Annotated in this window: 9 protein-coding genes; 5 read left to right on the top strand and 4 right to left on the bottom strand. The window is 71.3% G+C overall.

Features of this window, described 5'->3' with window-relative positions:
• The 4 genes from CCN51_RS20410 to CCN51_RS20395 form a co-directional block, all read right to left on the bottom strand.
• Positions 1-4,625: type I polyketide synthase (locus tag CCN51_RS20410; protein WP_143675854.1), on the bottom strand; the 4,625-nt coding region annotated here is incomplete at its 3' end.
• Positions 4,622-12,595, bottom strand: coding sequence for a type I polyketide synthase (locus tag CCN51_RS20405; RefSeq protein ID WP_086859951.1), 7,974 nt, complete (start codon positions 12,593-12,595; stop codon positions 4,622-4,624). The genes CCN51_RS20410 and CCN51_RS20405, both read right to left, overlap by 4 nt.
• Positions 12,592-13,476, bottom strand: a complete 885-nt coding sequence (locus tag CCN51_RS20400) for a condensation domain-containing protein (RefSeq protein ID WP_014173274.1) — start codon at positions 13,474-13,476, stop codon at positions 12,592-12,594. The genes CCN51_RS20405 and CCN51_RS20400 overlap by 4 nt, the downstream gene beginning before the upstream one ends.
• Positions 13,446-14,474, bottom strand: a complete 1,029-nt coding sequence (locus tag CCN51_RS20395; protein WP_043486055.1) for a polyketide synthase dehydratase domain-containing protein — start codon at positions 14,472-14,474, stop codon at positions 13,446-13,448. The genes CCN51_RS20400 and CCN51_RS20395 overlap by 31 nt, the downstream gene beginning before the upstream one ends.
• Before the next feature lie 729 nt (positions 14,475-15,203).
• On the opposite strand from CCN51_RS20395, the gene CCN51_RS20390 reads away from it, so the two are divergent.
• The 5 genes from CCN51_RS20390 to CCN51_RS20365 form a co-directional block, all read left to right on the top strand.
• Entirely contained in the window at positions 15,204-16,703 is a 1,500-nt protein-coding gene (locus CCN51_RS20390; RefSeq protein ID WP_043488723.1) for a tryptophan 7-halogenase, read from the top strand.
• An 83-nt stretch (positions 16,704-16,786) separates the two neighbouring features.
• Positions 16,787-17,545 (top strand): 3-hydroxyacyl-CoA dehydrogenase, encoded by a 759-nt coding sequence (locus CCN51_RS20385; protein ID WP_014173277.1) that lies wholly within the window; start codon positions 16,787-16,789, stop codon positions 17,543-17,545.
• 348 nt (positions 17,546-17,893) lie between these two features.
• The gene (locus tag CCN51_RS20375; RefSeq protein ID WP_014173278.1) at positions 17,894-18,892 is read left to right on the top strand and encodes a LacI family DNA-binding transcriptional regulator; all 999 of its coding nucleotides are present in this window, start codon (positions 17,894-17,896) and stop codon (positions 18,890-18,892) included.
• A gap of 158 nt (positions 18,893-19,050) precedes the next feature.
• Positions 19,051-20,391 (top strand): ABC transporter substrate-binding protein, encoded by a 1,341-nt coding sequence (locus CCN51_RS20370; RefSeq protein ID WP_014173279.1) that lies wholly within the window; start codon positions 19,051-19,053, stop codon positions 20,389-20,391.
• Positions 20,392-20,396: 5 nt separating this feature from the next.
• Positions 20,397-21,047, top strand: a 651-nt coding sequence (locus CCN51_RS20365) for a carbohydrate ABC transporter permease (RefSeq protein ID WP_086859950.1), incomplete at its 3' end; no start/stop codon positions are given.

The raw sequence follows: 21,047 nt of genomic DNA, 5'->3' as shown, positions 1-21,047 counted from the left end.
ACCGCGCCCATCTGCTGCCCGTGCACCTGGACCCGACGGTCCGCGCCGAGGGCGACGTCGAACAGCGCCAGCGCCACTTCGGTGTCCATCGCGCGCACCCCGGCCTCGCCGAGCCGCGCCAGGTCGGCCTCGTCGAGCCGGCCGGTCAGGCCGCTGCGCTCCGCCCACAGCCCCCAGCCCAGCGACACCGCCGGCAGGCCGAGGTCACAGCGGTGCCGGGCCAGCCCGTCGAGGAACCCGTTCGCGGCGGCGTAGTTGCCCTGCGCCGCGGTGCCCAGCGTGGCGGCGACGGAGGAGAACAACACGAACGCCGACAGGTCCAGATCGCGGGTCAGCTCGTGCAGATGCCAGGCGCCGTCGGCCTTGGCCGCCAGGACGGACCGCAGCCGGTCCGGCGTCAGCGAACCGATCACACCGTCGTCGAGGGTCCCGGCGGTGTGCACGACGGCGCGCAGCGGCCTGTCCCGTGGTATCTCCGCGAGCACCGCGGCGAGCGCGTCACGGTCACCGGTGTCGCAGACCACCGAGGAGGCCGACGCGCCCAGCTCGGTCAGCTCCTCGGCGAGCGCCACCGCTCCACTACGGCTGACCAGCACCAGGTCGCGGACCCCGCCCTCGGTCACCAGATGCCGCGCCACGAGCCCGCCCAGCGTGCCCGACGCCCCGGTGATCAGCACCGTGCCGTCGGTCAGCGCCGGAGTCTGGGTCACCGGCACCCCGGCGTGTACGAGCCGCGGTACGCGCAGCTCGGCACCGCGCACCAGGACCTGCGGCTCGCCGCACGCCAGCACGCTCGGCAGCGCCTGCGACAGACCGTCCATATCGTCGGCGTCGCCGGTGTTGCCGGTGTTGTCGATGTCGACGAGCACGATCCGGTCCGGGTTCTCCGTCTGGGCGGAGCGCACCAGGCCCCACACCGCGGCCGTGACCGGATCCGCCGCGCCGCCGGTGGTCGCCACCACCAGGCGCGAGTCGTCGCTCTCCGCGCCGGTGAGCCACGACTGGAGGTCGCCGAGGAGCCGGGAGGTCACCTCCTGCAGCCGGGACGGCGTGTCGCCGTCGCCGGCCGGGCAGCGCAGGACCGTGACGTCGGCGACGTCGGCGGTTCCTTCGGCGCGTGCGGCGATCCAGCCGAGTTCGAACAGCGAGCCGTCGTGTGTCGGGGCGCCGATCGGGCGCAGCGTCAGCGAGTCGACCGACAGGACGCCCCGTCCGATGCCGTCGGTGAGGTACACGGCGACCGCGCCGTCCGAGCACGGGGTGATCCGCGCCCTCAGGCTCGTCAGCTCCGCCGCCGCGTCCTGGTCCAGCCAGCGGGCGCCGCTGAAGGAGAACGGCAGCGCGGGCGTCGTCATGTCCAGGGCGTGCAGGGCGGCGTCGAGCAGTGCGGGGCGGATCGGCGCGGCCAGGGAGACCTCGGCGAACAGCTCTTCGCCGTACCGCCACAGCCGGCGCAGACCGCGGAAGCCCGGCCCGTACTGAATGCCTCGGGCCTCGCGGTCGTCGTACCAGTCGGACAGGTCCACCGGCTCGGCGGCCGGCGGCGGCCACTCCCCGAGGCCCGTCGCGTCCGCGGGCCCGCCGCGGTCGACGACGGCGCCGGTCGCGTGCAGCCGCCAGTCAAAGCCCTGGACCCGGCTGTGCAGCCGCAGCGGCCGGTAGCCCCCGTCGTCGGCGGTGCCCACGCGCAGCTGGATCTCGACCTCACCCTGGTCGGGGACCACCACGGGCGCCTGCATGGTCAGTTCGTCCACCTCGGCCCCGGCCTGGAGCGCCATCTCCAGCAGCGCGGTCCCCGGCACCACGGCCTGGCCGCGTACGCGGTGATCGCCCAGCCACGGGTGGGTACCCAGCGACAGCCGCCCGGCCAGGACCTTCTGGTCGCCGTCCGCCAGCTCGACGGCCGCGCCCAGCAGGGGTTCCGGCTCCACCAGCCAGTACGGCTTGCGCTCGAAGGCGTACGTCGGCAGCTCCACGACGCGGCCGGACCCGACCACCGGGCGCAGGTCGACCGGGACACCGCTCGCGTGCAGCGCGGCCACGGACAGCCGCAGCCGCCGGATCGGGTCCTCCTCGCGGCGCAGCGTGCCCTGCGCCACCGCGGACGCCACGGTGTCACCGATCGCCATCGTCAGCAGGGGGTGGGGACTGACCTCGAGGAACACGCCGTGGCCGTCGTCCGCCAGGGCGCGCACCGCCGCCTCGAACCGCACCGGCTCGCGAAGGTTCCGGTACCAGTAGCCGGAGTCCAGCTCCCCGGTGTCGAGCCGGCCCGCGGTCACCGTGGAGAAGAACGGCACCTCCACCGCACGCGGGGCGACCGGCGCAAGCCCCGCCAACAACTCCTCGCGAATCTCCTCGACATGGGCGGAGTGCGAGGCGTAATCCACGGCGATCCGCCGCACCCGCACCTCCTCGCCGCTCCACTCGTCGATCAGCCCGTCCAGCGCCTCCCGGTCACCCGACACCACCACCGTGTTCGGGCCGTTCACCGCGGCGATCGACACCCGGTCGCCGAACGGCTCCAGCTGTTCACGGACCCAGGGCTCCGACGCGACGATCGACAGCATGCCGCCGCGACCGGCCAGGGCGCGCAGGGCCCGGCTGCGCAGGGCGGAGATCCGCGCGCCGTCGGCGAGGGACAGCGCTCCGGCCACGCACGCGGCGGCGATCTCGCCCTGCGAGTGGCCGACGACGGCCGACGGCTCAAGACCGAGCGAGCGCCACACCTCGGCGAGGGACACCATCACCGCCCACAGCGCGGGTTGTACGACATCGACCCGCGCCAGCGCCTCCTCGTCCTCGAGGACTTCCCGTAGCGACCAGTCGACGTGGGCGCTCAGCAGCCGCTCACACTCCTCCAGCCGCTCCGCGAACACCGGGAACGTCTCGCTCAGCCCGCGGGCCATCCCGGCCCACTGCGATCCCTGGCCGGGAAACACCCACACCATGCCGGACTCCGGCACGACGGCGCCCTCGACCACATCGGGGGACGCCTCCCCGGCCGCCAGGGCGGTCAGGCCCGCCAGCAGCTCTTCGCGGTCCGCGGCCACCACCGCGGCACGGTGCTCAAGCGCCGACCGCGTCGTCACCGACGAATAGCCCACATCCGCCGGGCCCAACTCGGCATCGGCGGCCACCCACTCCCGCAGCCGGGCCGCCTGAGCCCGCAACGCGGCCTCGGACCTGGCCGACACCACCACCGGCACCGGGCCGTCCGCCACCGGGGCAACATCCCCAGGCTCGTCGGGCGGTGCCTGCTCCACGATCACATGCGCGTTGGTCCCGCTGATCCCGAACGACGAGACACCCGCCCGCCGCGGCCGATCGACCACCGGCCACGCCCGCCGCTCCGTCAGCAGCTCCACCGCCCCCGCCGACCAGTCCACATGCGACGACGGCTCATCCACATGCAACGTCGCCGGAAGAACACCGGCCTGCATCGCCATCACCATCTTGATCACACCGCCGACACCCGCCGCCGCCTGCGCATGACCGATGTTCGACTTGAACGACCCCAGCCACAGCGGCTCCGTCCGCTCCTGCCCGTATGTCGCCAGCAGCGCCTGCGCCTCGATCGGGTCGCCCAGCCGGGTCCCGGTGCCATGCGCCTCGACCGTGTCGACCTCCACCGGGGACAGCCCCGCCGAGGCCAGCGCGTCCTGGATGACCCGCTGCTGCGACGGTCCGTTCGGCGCCGTCAGACCGCTGGAGGCGCCGTCCTGGTTGACCGCCGAGCCCCGTACCACCGCCAGCACCCGGTGCCCGTTGCGCCGCGCGTCCGACAGCCGCGCCAGCACCAGCATCCCGACTCCCTCGGCCCACCCGGCGCCGTCGGCCGCGTCCGAGAACGCCTTGCACCGCCCGTCGGGCGACACTCCACGCTGCCGCGAGAACTCCACGAAGGTCCGCGGCGTGGACATCACCGTGACCCCACCGGCCAGTGCGAGCGAACACTCCCCCGCCCGTAACGCCTGCGCCGCCAGGTGCAATGCCACCAATGACGAGGAACACGCCGTGTCGACACTCACCGCCGGGCCCTCGAAACCGAAGGTGTAGGCCACCCGGCCCGACGCCACGCTCGGGAGGCTGCCGGTCATCAGCTGACCCTCGTAGCCGCCGGTGTCCCGCACCAGCCGCGTCCCGTAGTCGCTGTACATCACGCCGGTGAAGACACCGGTCCGACTGCCGCGCAACGAGGACGGGGCGATGCTCGCCCGCTCCAGCGCCTCCCACGACGCCTGGAGCAGCAGCCGCTGCTGCGGGTCGGTGGCCAACGCCTCGCGCGGCGACATGCCGAAGAAGCCGGCGTCGAACTCCGCCGCGTCGTGCAGGAATCCGCCGTGCCGGGTCAGGCTGGTGCCGGTCTGCTCCGGGTCGGGGTCGTACAGCGCGTCGAGGTCCCAGCCCCGGTCCCGGGGGAACTCAGAAACGGCGTCCACCCCGTCGTGGACCAGCTGCCACAGGTCCTCGGGCGAGGCCACACCTCCCGGAAACCGGCAGGCCATGCCCACGATCGCGATCGGCTCCGGGGCGGACGCCTCGAGCTCGGCCAGCCTGCCGCGGGTCTGACGCAGTTCGGCGGTGACGCGCTTGAGGTAGTCAAGCAGCTTCTCGTTGCTCACGGTTGAAGGTCCCCCAGCTCATCGTCGATCAAGGCGAACAACTCCTCTTCGCCCGCCGACACGATTTCCAGGTCGGTCAACGGCTCCGCCACATCCGATCCGGCGGTCACCGCCGCCAGCAGTTCCCACAGGCGCTCGGTGGCGGCCGATCGCACGCTCTCGTCCCCGACGGCGGCCATGCTGACCGCCAGCCGGTCCAGCTCGGCCAGCACCGAGGGCTGATCGGTGGGTGGCGGCGGCTGTTCGGCGGGTGGCTCGTCCGGTACGAGCTGTTGCAGCAGGTGCTGCGCCAGGGCCCCCGGAGTCGGATGGTTGAAGATCATGGTGGGCGGTAGCTTCAGCCCGGTGAGCGCCCCGAGCCGTTGCCGCAGCTCCAGCGCGGTCAGCGAATCGAAGCCCAGGTCCATGAAGCCGCGGTCGGGTGGCACGGTGCCCGGCCCCGACCTGCGGAGTACGGTCGCGATCTCGGCCTGCACCACCCGCCGCACCGTCAACTCCCGGTCGTGCTGGGCCATGGTGAGCAGCCGGTCCCGCAGGGTCTGCGGAGCGTCCCCCGTCGCCGCGTCCGACGACGACAGCGCGCGTTCCCGCTTTCTGCCACCGGAGGAGCCGGCCGGGGCCAGGCCACGGAGGATGGCCGGCGGGTCGATGTCGGGCCCGGACAGATCGACCCAGGCGGGCACCAGATGGGCCCGGTCCGCGGACAGCCCCAGGTCGAGCAGGGCCAGGCCGTCGTCGGTGCGCAGCTGTCGTATGCCCATCCGGCGGACCCGCTCCTTGTCGGCCTCGCCGAGCCGTTCGGTGAGGCCGGTGCTCCGCTCCCAGAGCCCCCAGCCGAGCGAGACCGCGGGCAGTCCCAGCGCGCGCCGACGGTGGGCGAGGCCGTCGAGGAAGGCATTGGCCGCGGCATAGTTCGCCTGACCGGCGAATCCGACCGTGGCCGTGACCGAGGAGAACAGCACGAACGCCGACAGGTCCAGATCGCGGGTCAGCTCGTGCAGCTGCCAGGCCCCGTCGACCTTGGGCGAGAGCACCGCGTGCAGCCGGTCCGGTGTGAGCGACAGCGCGGCGGCGTCCTCCATGGCCCCCGCCGCGTGGATGACGGCGCGCAGCGGCGCCGAGACCGGAACGGCCGCGATGACCTCCGCCAGCGCGGCGCGGTCGGTGACATCGCAGGCGGCCACCGAGACGGACGCGCCCGCCGCGGTCAACTCCGCCACCAGGTCGTCCGGGGCCTTGCCGCCGCGGCTGACCAGCAGCAGATGCCGTACGCCGTGGCGGGCCACCAGCCAGCGGGAGACGGCTGCGCCGAGCCCGCCGGTGCCACCGGTGATCAGTACGGTCCCGGCGGGATCGAGCGGCTGCCGGTCGGGGTCGGCCGCGGGAACGGAGCCACGGGCGAGCCGAGGCGTGAAGGCCCGGCCCGACCGCAGGGCGAGCTGCGGCTCGGCCGCGGACGGCGGCGCGTCAGCGGTGATCTCACCGTCCGTGTCCACCAGTACGACGCGCCCGGGGAACTCGGTCTGTACGGGGCGCAGCAGGCCCCACACGGTGGCGGCGGCCAGATCCACGTCCTCGCCCGGCTCCACGGCCACGGCGCGGCGGGTCACCACCGTGAGCCTCGCCGAGTCGTCGTCGTGGTCCCGCAACCAGTCCTGCACCTGTTTGAGCACGGACTCCGCGGTCGCCCTGGCGTCCTCGGGCACATCGGACGTACCCGGCCGCACGGACAGCACCGTGGCGTCGGCCGACGTGTCGCCCGACATGGCGCCCGACATGGCAACCTCACGCCATTCGACGTGGAACAGCTTCGGATCGAACCGCCGCGCGTCCAGCGGTCGCAGCATGAGGGAGTCGGCCGACAGCACCTCGAGGCCGCTGCCGTCGGCGACCGTCAGCGACGCTCGGTTCTCGCCCGTGGACGTGATCCGTACGCGCAACTGGGTCGCGCCCACCCGGGCCGGCCGTACGCCCAGCCACGAGAACGGCATCAGGGGGCCGGCGGCGTACGCCGCCACCAGCGGGTGGAGCACCGCGTCGAGCAGCGCCGGATGAACGGCGAACGGGCCGGCCTCGCCCGGGAGGGACACCTCGACGAAGAGGTCGTCGCCGTCCCGCCACACCGCCCGCAGATTCCGGAACGCCGGGCCGTACTCCAGACCCCGCCCGGCCAGCTCCTCGTACCAGCTGTCGTGCTCCACCGGCGTCGCCCCGGCCGGCGGCCACGCGGTCAGCACGGCTGCCGCGGATGCGGAACCGGGGTCGGACGGCCCCACCTGACCCGTGGCGTGCAGCTGCCACTCCCCGTCGAGGCGGCCGTGGACACGGAACTGGCGCCGGCCGGACTCGTCGGGCGCGGCCGCCGTCAGCTGCACCTCGACCTCGCCCCGCTCGGGCACCACCAGGGGCGTCAGCATCGTCAGCTCGTCCACCACGTCGCCGATGCCCAGGGCCATCTCCAGCAGGGCCGTGCCCGGCACCACGGCCCGGCCGAGGACACGGTGGTCGGTCAGCCAGGGGCGCGTCCCCAGGGACAGCCGGCCCGACAGCAGCACGCCGCCGTCGGCCAGTTCCACCGGGTGTCCCAGCAACGGCTGTCCGGCGGTGGCGTCCAGCCAGTACCGCTCGCTCTGGAAGGCGTACGTCGGCAGGTCCACGGAGCGTCCGCCGGACAGCATTCCCGGCAGATCCATGGCGACGCCGTGGACGCAGAGGCGGGCCAGGGCCCGCATCGCCTCGCGCGGCTCGCCGCGGTCGCGCCGCTGCAGCGGGACCACCACGGCGTCACGGCCGTCCAGACACTCCTCGATCATGGGGACCAGCGCGGCGTCCGGCCCCACCTCCACAAACGCGGTGACGCCCTGTTCGACCAGCCAGTCGACGTCGTCGGCGAACCGCACGGTGCCCCGCACATGGCGCACCCAGCGCTCCGGCGTCTGCGGCTCCGACGTCGTCATCCGGATCACCGGTTCATGGAACGTAAGCCTCTCCGCCACGGCCCGGAACTCGGGCAGCATCGGGTCCATCCGGGGCGAGTGCGAGGCGTGTGAGATCCGCAGCCGCTTGACCGGGCGTCCTTCGGCCTCCATCCGGCCGGCGATGTCGAGCACCGCGTCCTCGTCGCCGGCGATGACGATCGACGAGGGGCCGTTCACCGCCGCGATCGACACCCGGTCGCCCAGCAGCGGCAGCACATCGGCCTCGGGGACGCCCAGCGCCACCATGGCGCCGCCGGGCGGGAGGTTCTGCTGCAACCGGCCGCGCGCGGTCACCAGCACACACGCGTCGGGCAGCGACAGCACCCCCGCCACGTGGGCCGCGGCGAGTTCGCCGGTGGAGTGGCCGGCCACGAAGTCGGGCGTGACCCCCCACGACATCACCAGCCGGAACAGCGCCACCTGAAAGGCGAAGATGGCCGTCTGCATCCAGCCGATGCGGTCGAGCAACGCGGCCTCCGCGCTGCCCGGTTCGGCGAACATCACCTCACGCAGCGGCCGGTCCAGGTGCAGATCGAGTTCGGCGCAGACCTCGTCCAGCGCCTCGGCGAAGACCGGAAACGCCGCCGCCAGTTCGCGTCCCATACCGAGCCGCTGGGCGCCACCTCCGGTGAAAAGGAACGCGGTCCGGCCGGCCGCGGGGGTGGCGGCGGGAGCGTCCGGGGACTGCTCCCCGGCTGCCAGGGCGGTCAGGCCCGCCAGCAGCTCTTCGCGGTCCGCGGCCACTACCGCGGCACGGTGCTCCAGCGCCGACCGCGTCGTCACCGACGAATAGCCCACATCGGCCAAGCCCAATTCGGGGTCGGCGGCCACCCACTCCCGCAGCCGGGCCGCCTGAGCCCGCAACGCGGCCTCGGACCTCGCCGACACCACCACAGGCACCGGGCCGTCCGCCACCGGGGCAACATCCCCGGGCTCGTCGGGCGGTGCCTGCTCCACGATCACATGCGCGTTGGTCCCGCTGATCCCGAACGACGAGACACCCGCCCGACGCGGCCGATCCACCACCGGCCACGCCCGCCGCTCCATCAGCAGCTCCACCGCCCCCGCCGACCAGTCCACATGCGAGGACGGCTCATCCACATGCAACGTCGCCGGAAGAACACCGGCGCGCATCGCCATCACCATCTTGATCACACCGCCGACACCCGCCGCCGCCTGCGCATGACCGATGTTCGACTTCAACGACCCCAGCCACAGCGGCCGCTCACGGCCCTGGCCGTACGTCGCCATGATCGCCTGCGCCTCGATCGGGTCGCCGAGCCGGGTGCCGGTGCCGTGCGCCTCCACCGCATCGACGTCCGCCGCCGACAGTCCGGCCCCGGCCAGCGCCTGGCTGATCACCCGTTGCTGTGAAGGCCCGTTCGGCGCGGACAGACCATTCGACGCGCCGTCCTGGTTGACCGCCGAACCCCGCACCACCGCCAGCACCCGATGCCCGTTGCGCCGCGCGTCCGACAACCGCTCCAGCACCAGCATCCCCACGCCCTCGGCCCACCCCGTGCCATCGGCGGCATCCGAGAACGCCTTGCACCGGCCGTCCGGTGACAGCCCGCCCTGCCGCGAGAACTCCACGAACATGCCCGGGGTGGACATCACCGTGGCCCCACCGGCCAGCGCCAGCGAACACTCCCCCGCCCGCAACGCCTGCGCCGCCAGATGCAACCCCACGAGCGATGATGAACACGCCGTGTCGACGCTCACCGCCGGGCCCTCGAAGCCGAACACGTAGGCCACCCGGCCCGACGCGACACTCGGCGCGCCGCCGGTCAGGGCGTGTCCGGCGAAACCCTCCGCCGTCTCGTGCAGACGCGGTACGTAGTCCTGGCCCATGACGCCGACGAACACCGCCGTCCGGCTGCCGCGCAGGGCCGCCGGATCGAGCCTCGCCCGCTCCAGCGCCTCCCATGACACCTCCAGCAACAGCCGCTGCTGCGGGTCCATGGCCAGCGCCTCACGCCGGCTGATCCGGAAGAACCCGGCGTCGAAGCGGGTGGCGTCCGAGAGAAAGCCGCCGGTGTGCGGGCCGCCCGTGGCACCGTCGTCCAGGCTCCAGCCCCGGTCCTCCGGGAACTCCGAGATGGCGTCCACTCCGTCGGAGACCAGCCGCCACAGGTCCTCTAACGAGGCCACGCCCCCCGGATACCGGCAGGCCATGCCGACGATCGCGATCGCGTCGTCATCCGTGGCGGATCGCCCGGCTGCCTCCTCGCGTGCGGCCGCCGCGTCGTCGGCCAGGTCCCGCCCCGACAGTTCCTCGTGCAGATGCTCCACCAGCAGCCGTGGTGTCGGGTAGTCGAAGAGCAGGGTGTCCGGGAGTTGCAGACCCGTCGCGAGGCTCAGCCGGTTGCCGAAGTCGACCGCCGTCACCGAGTCGAACCCGATGTCCTCGAAGGCGCGGTCGTCCTCGACCGACCGCGGCTCCTCGTAGCCGAGAAGGTCCGCCGCCTGCGCTCGAACCAGCTCCCACAGATCCTGCTCGCCCAGGTCCCGCGCCGCCAGATCCTGCTCCGCCAGGCCGGTTGCCCGCTCGGAAACCGGCTCGGCCTCCGGTGCCGCCTCCCGCCGTGGCGTGGTCGGGGCGAGGGTGCTCCCGGTGGCCCAGTGAGGCTGCCGCTGGAAGGCGTAGGTGGGCAGGTCGACCGTACGGCCCCCGTCGAGCATCGGCCGCCAGTCCACCGCGACACCCTGGACGTGTAACGCGGCCATGGACGACAGCAGCCGCCGGACCGGCTCCTCGTCACCGTGCAGCGTGCCCCGGACCAGCGCGCCGTCCGCGAGCTGCCGGATGGCCGTGGTCAGCACGGGGTGCGGGCTGATCTCCACGAAGGCCCGGTGTCCGTCCTCGGCCCGCGCCCGAATGGCCTCCTCCCACCCGGCGGACTCGTCAACCGTCGTCCCAGGTTCGAGGTCCCCGGCCGCAACGGCGCGGCTGCGCTCGACCACCAGCCGCAGCCCGTCCGCAAGCGGCGTCGCGCCGGCCGCACACGCCGCGGCGAGCTCCCCCAGCTCCTGGCCCACCACGGCGGACGGCTCGATCCCCGCCGAGCGCCACATCCCGGCCAGCGAGACCATCGCCGCGAACAGCGCCGGCCGTGCGACCTCCGCCCGGGCCAGGGCGGTCTCGTCGGTCAGGACGTCCCGCAGCGACCAGTCGGTCAGGTCGCCCAGCAGCCGCTCGCATTCGTCCATGCGCGCGGCGAACGCGGCGGAGGCTTCCCACAGTTCGGATATCGCCCCGAACCCGTGCGGCACCTGGTCCGGGAACACCCACACCACACCGGTTCCGCCGGCCGCGGAGCCTCGCGCCACATTGGCCGCGGGCTCGCCCGCCGCCAGCGCGGCCAGGCCCTCCAGCAACTCGGCGCGGTCGGCGGCGATGACCACACCACGGTGATCCAGCACCGATCGGGTGGTGGCGGCGGAGAAGCCGACGTCGGCCGGGGACAGGTCCGGACGGGACGCCACCCATGCGTGCAACCGCTCCGCCTGGGCCCGGAGCGCCGCCTCCGAGCGCCCGTACACGGGTACCGGCACCGGCGTCCGCTCCGGCTCCGAGGAGTCCGCGGCAGCGTCGGCGGCGAGGGGATTGCGCGGTGCGGCGGCGGTGGGGCCTTCGGCGACGACCACATGGCAGTTCGTGCCGCCGATACCGAACGAGCTGACCCCGGCGAGCCGGGGGCCGTCCGGCCACCGGCCGGTGGTGTCGTTCACCCGGATCTTCCAGCGATCCATCGGGATCGACGGGTTCGGTGCGGTGAAGTTCAGGCTCGCCGGAATGGCCGCGTGCCGCAGCGACAGCGCGACCTTGATCAGCCCGACGACCCCGGAGGCGCCGTCGAGGTGGCCGATGTTGGTCTTGACCGACCCGACGAGCAACGGCTCGGCGTCGTCGCGCTCCTGGCCGAACACCGACCCGAGGGCGGCCGCCTCGATCGGGTCGCCGACCCGTGTGCCGGTGCCATGCAACTCGACGTAGCGCACGCGCCCCGGCTCGATCTCCGCCTGCGCGTACGCCTGCCGCAGCAGGGCCTCCTGCGCGTCGCCGTCGGGAACGGTCAGCCCCGGGCCGCCGCCGTCATTGTTCAGTGCGCTGCCGAGCAGCACGCAGGAGATCGGATCGCCGTCGGCGACGGCGTCCGCGAGGCGCTTGAGGACGACGATGCCGCCGCCCTCGCCCCGTACGAACCCGTTGGCCCGCGCGTCGAAGGTGTAGCAGCGGCCGTCCGGGGAGAACGCGCCCGCGCGCGCGAAGGCGAGGGCTCCCTCCGGGACCAGGTTCAGATGTACGCCGCCGGCCAGGGCGAGCCCGGTGGCGCCCGAGAGCAGGCTCTCGCAGGCCAGGTGGACGGCGGCCAGGGAGGAGGACTGCGCGGTGTCGACGGCGAGGCTCGGCCCGCGGAAGCCGAACTGGTAGGAGACCCGGTTGGCGATCAGGCCCCGGCTGAGCCCCGGCAGGGAGTGGTGGGACACGGCATCCGTGCCGGACCGGTGGACGAGCGAGGCGTAGTCGTCCCCGGTGGCGCCGAGGAAGACCGCGGTGGAACCGCCGCGCAGCGTCTCCGGCACGACGCCCGCGTCCTCCAGCGCCTCCCAGCTCAGCTCCAGGGCCAGCCGCTGCCGCGGGTCCATGGCCGCGGCCTCACGCGGGGAGATGGCGAAGAACTCGCTGTCGAAGTCGGCCACCCGGTCGAGGAAGCCGCCCCGCCGCAGCCCGGGCGTGTCCAGCTCGTCCGGTACGGCGCCTGGGTCCCACCGGTCGGCGGGGGCGTCGGTGATCGCGTCCACGCCGTCGTGCAGCAGCCGCCAGAAGCCATGGACGTCCTCGGCGCCCGGGACCCGGCAGGACATACCGACCACGGCGACCGCGCGCTCGGCCGAGCTCTGGGGCAGGGCCGGGCCGTGCGCGGCTGCCGGGTACGTGGCTGCCGCGCCGTGGGTTAAGACCGCCTCGTAACGGACCGGGTCGCTCACCCGACGCCTCCCTCGCTCCGCGGCCGGTCCGCGCGGGCCCGCAGCCCGGCCAGGTCGGCCTCCGGGTCGGCCGCGAACAGGTCCGCGCTGTACTCCAGGTAGCCGGTCGGCCCGGCCTCGGTCTCCTGCACCATCAGGTTCAGGTCGAACTTCGCGGTGCCGGACTCGACTGGCACCGGCCGCACCTCGAAGGCTGCAACAGCGATGGGACCGCCGCCTCCGCCGCCCGAGGCCGGGATCAGGTTGAGCCGCAGCTCCGCCGATGAGCCCTGGTAGGACTTCACCGCGGGCCGCGGGTAGTCGGTGCGCAGCGACAGGCAACCGGGCAGACCGGCCAGCCGGGTGCACCAGTAGCTCCGCCGGCGGTCCAGCTCCGCCTGCTGGCAGGGGTCGCCGGGGGCGAAGGGGCGCGCCCGTTCGGCCCGTAGCCATTCGGCGACATCGCCGCCGTCGAAGGGCAGGACAGGCACGTCGATGTCCACGCCGTCGTTCACCCGCTGCAGTACCGCCCCGTCCCGGCGCACATAAAAGTTGTCCTGGAGCCCCACCCGCTTGAGACCGAGCACTCCGGCGACCAGACGGCACAGCGTTTTCTGTGTCTCGGTGCGGGGCGCGACGTAGGACTCGCGGGCCATGGACGAGCCCATACGGCCGATCTGCGGGCTGTTCGCCAGGGGCGCGCCGCGGCAGGGGACGCGGGCGCGCGCCGGGGGCAGTTCGTCCCGGCCGACGACCAGGTCGAGGCCGTCGGGCCGGTCCTGGGACCAGGTGGCCGCCACCCGGCAGCCGAGCCCTTCGGCGTGCACCAGCGTGGCTTCCAGCTCGCGCACCTCGGCGGCGGCCACGGCGCTCATCCGTACGCCGCCCGGCAGCGGCTGCATCCGGGCGGCCAGTGTGCCGACGGTGGTGCGGGGCGACGTGCGGCTGCCCTCGACCCAGCCGACAGAGTCAGACGGTTCTCCAGCTGGGGCACCAGGGACACCATCTGCGCGGGGGTGGTGGTCACCGCGGCCGAGCGGGACCCGTCCCGGACGTCCAGGGACTCCGCCGCCCGGACCCGCTTGGCCACCAGCTGCCCGATCTCCGCGATCTGCGCACCGGTCTCGTCGTAGAACTCGACCGCCAACCGGAAGAGTTCGTCCTCCCGGCGTGCCGAAGCGGCCGGCACCCGTACGAAGCAGCGCGGGCCAAGCGGCGCGATGGCCCGGAACGACTCGAACACCAGCGGCAGATAGAGGTCATCGCCCTGGTGTTCCTCGTCCAGCACATGCATGCCCACGCCGCCGCCGAGCAGCCCCGCTTCGAACAGCGCCGGGTGGAAGAGGAAGTTGGGCGCGCTGCCCGAGTGTTCCTGGGGGAGCTCCAGCGCCACGACCGAGTCGGCGGCGCGGTGGTGCACCATGCCGCCGACCTTCATCAGGCCCGAGTGGACCAGCTCGCGCTCGCGGACCCAGGCGTAGACATCGGCGATGGACAGAAGCCGCTCGGCTCCCGTCAGCGGCAGGGACAGCCGCCGCCCGCCGAAGTCGGGCGCGGGCCGCCGGTGCGCGGTGACCATGGCGTGCGCTACGTCCGCGCTGTCCTGGGGGCGTCGGCTGCGGACCTCGATCCGCGAGCCCCCGGCGGGCGCCGGGCTCGCCCCCACGGTGGTGAGAATCTGCTCGCCGGGGCCCGCGACAAGCGGCGCGAGAATGGTGAGGTTGCGCAGTTCGACGTCCGGCATCGCATGACCGTGCCGGGCGAGAACCTGGAGCACCAGATCCACATATCCGACGCCTGGGAGGAGGGTGCGCCCGTACACGCGGTGATCGCTGAGCAGAGGATTGTCGGCGGTGACGGTAAAAGTCTCACTGAACGTCGACGAGCCGGTTGTTGGCATCTCTTCCCCAGGAGAGTCGTAATCCATCCCAGAAGAGCGTCGAACCGGCGCCCCAGGGATTTTCAGTACGTACGCGGAATATGCCTGACAATTGGCGGTACAGCGCCGAAAAAAGCAGCGGACCCCGAGTTCACAGCAGGAAATAGGCCAACACTGCAAAGAGCGACTAAAACGTCAGAGCAGAACAACCCAGCACATCAGAAAGCGGACACTTTCCGGCACAGCGGAATACGATCGCAGGAACTGCGTAGACATTGCCAAACCCCCGTTATGAGCAAATCTCGCACAGCAGCGCAGGGCCTACCATGGGGACATCCCATCCACCAACCCCTCGACCTGCATCAACTGTTGAAGCCTAACTCCGCAGTCGATCTCGATGCAATAAACTCAGCGTAATGGAACGAAACCGAAGCGTAATAGCGGATTAGTTGAATCCGCTGCAAATTACGTTCGCGAACGGAAGGTGAACGGATCCGCGTGAACCCCGTACCCACACAACTCGGTCGACATTGCCGTCGGCCATCCTGTAACCTCACGCCGACACTCTTCCGCCTGCTCTTAATGCCGTCGTCGGCGCCGGGCCGGCGTGGCGTGTTGAATTCATGACATTGACAGCCACCCACGTCATTGGCATACGTTGCCTGACACCGCCCTCCGTATACGACATCGCCATGCTCAGCGAGAGAACCATGGGGAAAACACGTGGACCACGTGGATAACGCGGACAACATGGATAACGCGGATAACTTCGAAGAATTCGACGTCGTAGTGGTGGGTGGCGGCCCAGCCGGTTCGACAATGGCCGCGCTCGTGGCCAAAAAGGGCCATTCGGTGCTCGTCCTGGAGAAGGAGTCCTTCCCGAGGTATCAGATCGGGGAGTCGCTGCTGCCGTCGACGATCCACGGCATCTGCCGGCTGACCGGCGCCGCGGACGAGCTGGCGAAGGCGGGTTTCCCGCTCAAGCGGGGTGGCACGTTCCGTTGGGGGGCCAACCCGGAGCCGTGGACGTTCTCGTTCTCGGTGTCGCCGAAGATGGCGGGTCCAACGTCCACCGCCTACCAGGTCGAGCGCTCGAAGTTCGATGAGATCCTGCTCAACAACGCCCGCCGCGTCGGCGCGCAGGTGCGTGAGGAGTGCGACGTCATCGATGTCGTCGAGGACGGCGACCGGGTCACCGGCGTTCGGTACACCGACAGCCAGGGCGTGGAGCGCCACGCGGCGGCCAAGTTCGTCGTGGACGCCTCCGGCAACAAGAGCCGCCTGTACAAGCGGGCCGGCGGCAAGCGTGAGTACTCGGAGTTCTTCCGCAGCCTGGCGCTGTTCGGCTACTTCGAGGGCGGGAAGCGGCTGCCCGAGCCCACCCGCTACAACATCCTCTGCGTCGCCTTCGAGAGCGGCTGGTTCTGGTACATCCCGCTGAGCGACACGCTGACCAGCGTCGGCGCTGTGGTCCGCCGGGAGATGGCCGAGAAGATACAGGGCGACCCGGAGAAGGCGCTCCAGGCGCTGATCGACGAGTGCCCGAAGATCTCCGACTTCCTCTCCCCCGCCAAGCGGGTCACCGAGGGCCAGTACGGTCAGATCCGGGTCCGCAAGGACTACTCGTACCACAACACAACATTCTGGCGCCCGGGCATGATGCTCGTCGGTGACGCCGCCTGTTTCGTCGACCCGGTGTTCTCCTCGGGCGTGCATCTGGCCACGTACAGCAGCATGCTGGCCGCCCGGTCGATCAACAGCGTGTTGGACGGCGTGGTCGAGGAGAACGCGGCGATGCAGGAGTTCGAGGCGCGCTACCGCCGCGAGTACAGCGTCTTCTACGAGTTCCTGGTCTCCTTCTACGAGATGCACCGCGACGAGAACTCCTACTTCTGGCAGGCGAAGAAGGTCACCAAAGCCAGCCGCCCCGAGCTGGAGTCCTTCGTCGACCTGGTGGGCGGTGTCTCCTCCGGCGAGGCCGCGCTGACCTCGGCCGACGCGCTGGCGGAGCGTATGCAGTCGCACTCGAAAGAGTTCTCCGACGCGGTCGACCAGATGGGCGGCACCACTGGTGGCGGCTGGGGCAACCTGGTGAACTCCTCGGTCGTCCGCGAGGCGATGGTCGAGGGCTCCAAGGTCCAGATGCAGGCGCTGCTCGGCGAGGACGCCGAGGACGAGACGCCGCTGTTCGAGGGCGGCCTGATCCCCTCGCCCGACGGGTTGAGCTGGGTGCACGCACCGACCGAGTGACCGTACGACACCGCCGCGGCACGACTACCGCGGCATGACCACTACGGCAGAGCAACGGCCACAACACAGAACTGGAGTGACACGTGCGGATCGGGGGAAGTGTCGCGCTGGTCACCGGCGGTGCGTCCGGACTTGGCCTGGCGACGGTACGCAACCTGCACGACCGAGGCGCGTCGGTGGTCATCCTCGCCCGATCCGCGCGGGGCAAGGACATCGCGGCGGAGCTGGGTGAGCGCGTGGTGTTCTCTCCCGGCGATGTGACCAGGGAAGAGGATGTCTCCGCCGCGATCGAGCTCGCCGCGAGCCTGGGCACGCTGCGTATCGCGGTGAACTGCGCCGGGACCGGCAACGCCGTCAAGACCGTCGGCAAGGACGGCCCGTTCCCGCTGGACGCCTTCAACGAGATCGTCCAGGTCAACCTGATCGGCACCTTCAACGTCATCCGCCTGGCCGCGGCACGGATCGCTCAGGCCGAGGACGACGGTGAGGAGCGCGGAGTCATCGTCAACGCGGCCTCGGTGGCCGCGTTCGACGGCCAGATCGGGCAGGCCGCCTATGCGGCCTCGAAGGCGGGTGTCATCGGTATGACCCTGCCGATCGCCCGTGACCTCGCATCGCTGAAGATCCGGGTGGTCACGATCGCGCCGGGGCTCTTCCACACCCCGATGTTCGCTCCGTTCCCCCGGTCCGCGATCGACGCGCTCGGCCGGCAGGTGCCGCATCCGGCCCGGCTCGGCGACCCCGCGGAGTTCGCCTCGCTCGCCGCACATATCGTCGAGAACCCGATGCTCAACGGCGAGACGATCCGGCTCGACGGCGCCCTGCGCATGGCGCCGCGGTGATCTGACTCCGCATCCGAGACCGAGAAGTCCGTATCCGAGAAGTCCGTATCCGAGACGGGATGGGGCCCGGCCGACCGGCCGGGCCCCATCGCTGTGCGTCACTCCGCCGCGGAACCCACCGCTCCTTGGTCTCCTTGGCCCGGCGCTGGTCGCCGGTCAACATCTGCAGCGGCAGCGCCACCAAGAAGCACCAGCGCCAGCCGAGCCAGGAGGTGTCCACCATCAGACCGCCGAGCAGCGGGCCGATGATGGGCCAGGCTGGCGTGTTGGCGACACTCAGGAGACGGCGAGGCAGTCGATAGAGCAATTACGCAAGCGACTTGCATAACTTGCGATACTCTTGCGTGTATGACGCGACGACTTGCTGAAGTGGCGAAAAAGGTGGGGGTCAGCGAGGCCACGGTCAGCCGGGTACTCAACGGCAAGCCCGGGGTGTCCGAGGCCACCCGGCAGTCGGTGCTGGCCGCCTTGGACGTCCTCGGTTACGAACGGCCCACGCAGCTGCGCGGCGACCGCGCCCGCCTGGTCGGACTGGTCCTGCCCGAGCTGCAGAACCCCATTTTTCCGGCGTTCGCCGAGGTCATCGGTGGGGCACTGGCCCAGATGGGCCTGACTCCGGTGCTGTGCACACAGACCAAGGGCGGGGTCTCCGAGGCCGACTATGTGACTCTGCTGCTGCAACAGCAGGTCTCCGGCGTGGTGTTCGCCGGCGGCCTGTACGCGCAGGCCGACGCGGAGCACGGTCACTACCGGCTGCTCGCCGACCGCAACATCCCGGTGGTGCTGGTCAACGCGGCCATCGAGCAGCTCGGCTTCCCGGGCGTCTCCTGTGACGACGCCGTGGCGGTGGAGCAGGCCTGGCGCCATCTGACCTCCCTCGGCCACGAGCGGATCGGGCTCGTGCTCGGGCCGGGTGACCACATGCCGTCGGCCCGCAAGCTGGCCGCCGCCCGAGCCGTCGCCGGTGATCTGCCGGACGAGTTCGTCGCCCGGGCCATCTTCTCGATCGAGGGCGGCCAGGCCGCGGCCTCCCGGCTGATCGACCGGGGGGTCACGGGCATCGTCTGCGCCAGCGACCCGCTGGCCCTGGGGGCCATCAGGGCCGCGCGCCGCAAGGGGCTCGGCGTGCCGTCGCAGGTGTCCGTCATCGGCTACGACGACTCCGCTCTCATGAGCTGCACCGAACCGCCGCTCACGACCGTGCGCCAGCCCATCGAGGCCATGGGCAGGGCGGCGGTGGAGCTGTTGAACGCGCAGATCAGCGGATTGGCCGTACAGGCCGAGGAGTTGCCGTTCGAGCCCGAACTGGTGGTGCGCGCCTCCACCGCGCAAGCCCCGCACGGGTGATCTCGACCCGGACTCGGGAACCTGTCGATTGTTTTCAGTTTCTGCGCGACATCTTGCAGCACGATGTCGACGGTGCTTGAGTGTGCGACGCACCCACGGCTGTGTGCGGTCCGCCCACCGGCGTGGGGCTTCCCTGCTCCTGTCCAGAGGGGTCCACCATGAGAAGCACCGGGTTCCGTCGTCGCCTCATCGTGCTGAGTGCCTGCTCCCTTGCCCTCACCGCATGCGGCTCGGACAACGACGCGGCGAGCGGAAAGACGCGTATCACCGTCAACTGCATGCCGCCCAAGAGCGCCAGGGTCGACCACGCGTTATTCGCGGAGGACGTCGCCTCCTTCGAAAAGCAGAACCCGGACATCGATGTTGTCGCGCACGACGCGTTCCCCTGCCAGGACCCGAAGACGTTCGACGCCAAGCTCGCCGGCGGCCAGATGGAGAACGTCTTCTACACGTACTTCACCGACGCCAAGCACGTGGTCGACATCGGTCAGGCCGCCGACCTCACCCCGTACCTCAAGGAACTGAAGAGCTACGACACCATCCGGAAGGAACTGCGCGACATCTACACGGTCGACGGCAAGGTCTACGGCATCCCGCGCACCGGCTACTCGATGGGCCTGATCTACAACCGCAAGCTCTTCGAGAAGGCCGGCCTCGACCCCGACAAGCCGCCGACGACCTGGGACGAAGTCCGCGCCGACGCCAAGAAGATCGCGGAGCTGGGCGGCGGAACCGTCGGCTACGCGGACTACAGCGCGCAGAACCAGGGCGGCTGGCACTTCACGGCGGAGCTGTACTCCCAAGGCGGCGACGTCGTCAGCCCCGACGGCAAGAAGGCGACCATCGACACCCCCGAGGGGCGCGCCGTCCTGCAGAACCTGCACGATATGCGCTGGGTGGACGACTCCATGGGCAGTAAGCAGCTCCTCATCCTCAACGATGTCCAGCAGATGATGGGCTCCGGCAAGCTCGGCATGTACCTCGCCGCGCCCGACAACATCCCGATCCTGGTCAAGGAGAAGGGCGGCGACTACAAGGACCTCGCCATCGCCCCCATGCCCGGTGGCAAGGGCACGCTCATCGGCGGCGACGGCTACATGTTCCACAAGGGGGACTCCCCCGCTCAGATCCGAGCCGGTCTGAAGTGGCTCGACCACATGTTCCTCACGCCGGGCAAGGGCTTCCTCGGCGACTACGCCCGCGCCAAGAAGCGCGACGCCCCCGTCGGCCTGCCCGAGCCGCGGCTGTTCACCGGCGCCGCCGACGCCAAGGACCAGCGGGTCAAGATAGCCAACGCCAATGTCCCGGTGGAGAACTACCGGGCCTTCCTCGACGGCAACCAGGACCTGCGGATGAAGATCGAGCCGCCCAAGGCCCAGCAGATCTACTCCGTCCTCGACGGAGCCGTCTCCGCGGTCCTGACCAAGAAGGACGCCGACATCGACGCGCTTCTCGATGATGCCTCCGGCAAGATCGACAGCATCCTGGCGCGGAGCTGACACCGATGACGAAGACCGTGGCCCGGCGCCCCGCCGACGCGATCGCCGTACGGCCCGTCCAGGCGCCGCCCCCGGTGGCGGGCCGGGGGCGGCGGCGCCTGCACGACCAGGCCCGCGCCTACGCCTTCCTCCTCGGCGGCCTGCTCTGCTTCGCCCTCTTCTCCTGGTATCCGGCGATCCGCGCGGTGGTCATCGCCTTCCAGAAGTACACACCGGGCTCCTCGCCCGAGTGGGTCGGCACCGCCAACTTCACCCGGGTCCTGCACGACCCCGAGTTCGGTGCCGCCTGGCGCAACACACTCACCTTCACCCTGCTCGCCCTGCTCATCGGCTTCGCGATCCCGTTCGTACTGGCACTGGTGCTGAACGAACTCCGGCACGCGAAGGCTTTCTTCCGGGTCGTGGTCTATCTGCCGGTGATGATTCCGCCGGTGGTCACCGCCCTGCTGTGGAAGTGGTTCTACGACCCCGGCGCCGGCCTGGCCAACGAGGCGCTCCGCTTTGCGCACCTGCCCACCTCGAACTGGACCAACGGCGCCGACACCGCCCTGATATCCCTGGTCGCCGTCGCAACCTGGGCCAACATGGGCGGCACGGTCCTGATCTATCTGGCGGCGCTGCAGTCCATCCCCGGTGAGCTGTACGAGGCCGCCGAG

The organism is Streptomyces milbemycinicus, assembly GCF_002154605.1.
Taxonomy (GTDB): Bacteria; Actinomycetota; Actinomycetes; order Streptomycetales; family Streptomycetaceae; genus Streptomyces; species Streptomyces milbemycinicus.
Note: the sequence above shows the minus strand (reverse complement) of the source record. Positions and strands in the feature narration are given on the sequence as shown.

Bases quoted from the DNA above. Each gene is read 5' to 3' on its own strand.
- CCN51_RS20375 (WP_014173278.1), top strand. From the start codon at position 17,894: ATGACGCGACGACTTGCTGAAGTGGCGAAAAAGGTGGGGGTCAGCGAG.
- CCN51_RS20395 (WP_043486055.1), bottom strand. From the start codon at position 14,474: ATGCCAACAACCGGCTCGTCGACGTTCAGTGAGACTTTTACCGTCACC.
- CCN51_RS20400 (WP_014173274.1), bottom strand. From the start codon at position 13,476: ATGCAGCCGCTGCCGGGCGGCGTACGGATGAGCGCCGTGGCCGCCGCC.
- CCN51_RS20370 (WP_014173279.1), top strand. From the start codon at position 19,051: ATGAGAAGCACCGGGTTCCGTCGTCGCCTCATCGTGCTGAGTGCCTGC.
- CCN51_RS20390 (WP_043488723.1), top strand. From the start codon at position 15,204: ATGGATAACGCGGATAACTTCGAAGAATTCGACGTCGTAGTGGTGGGT.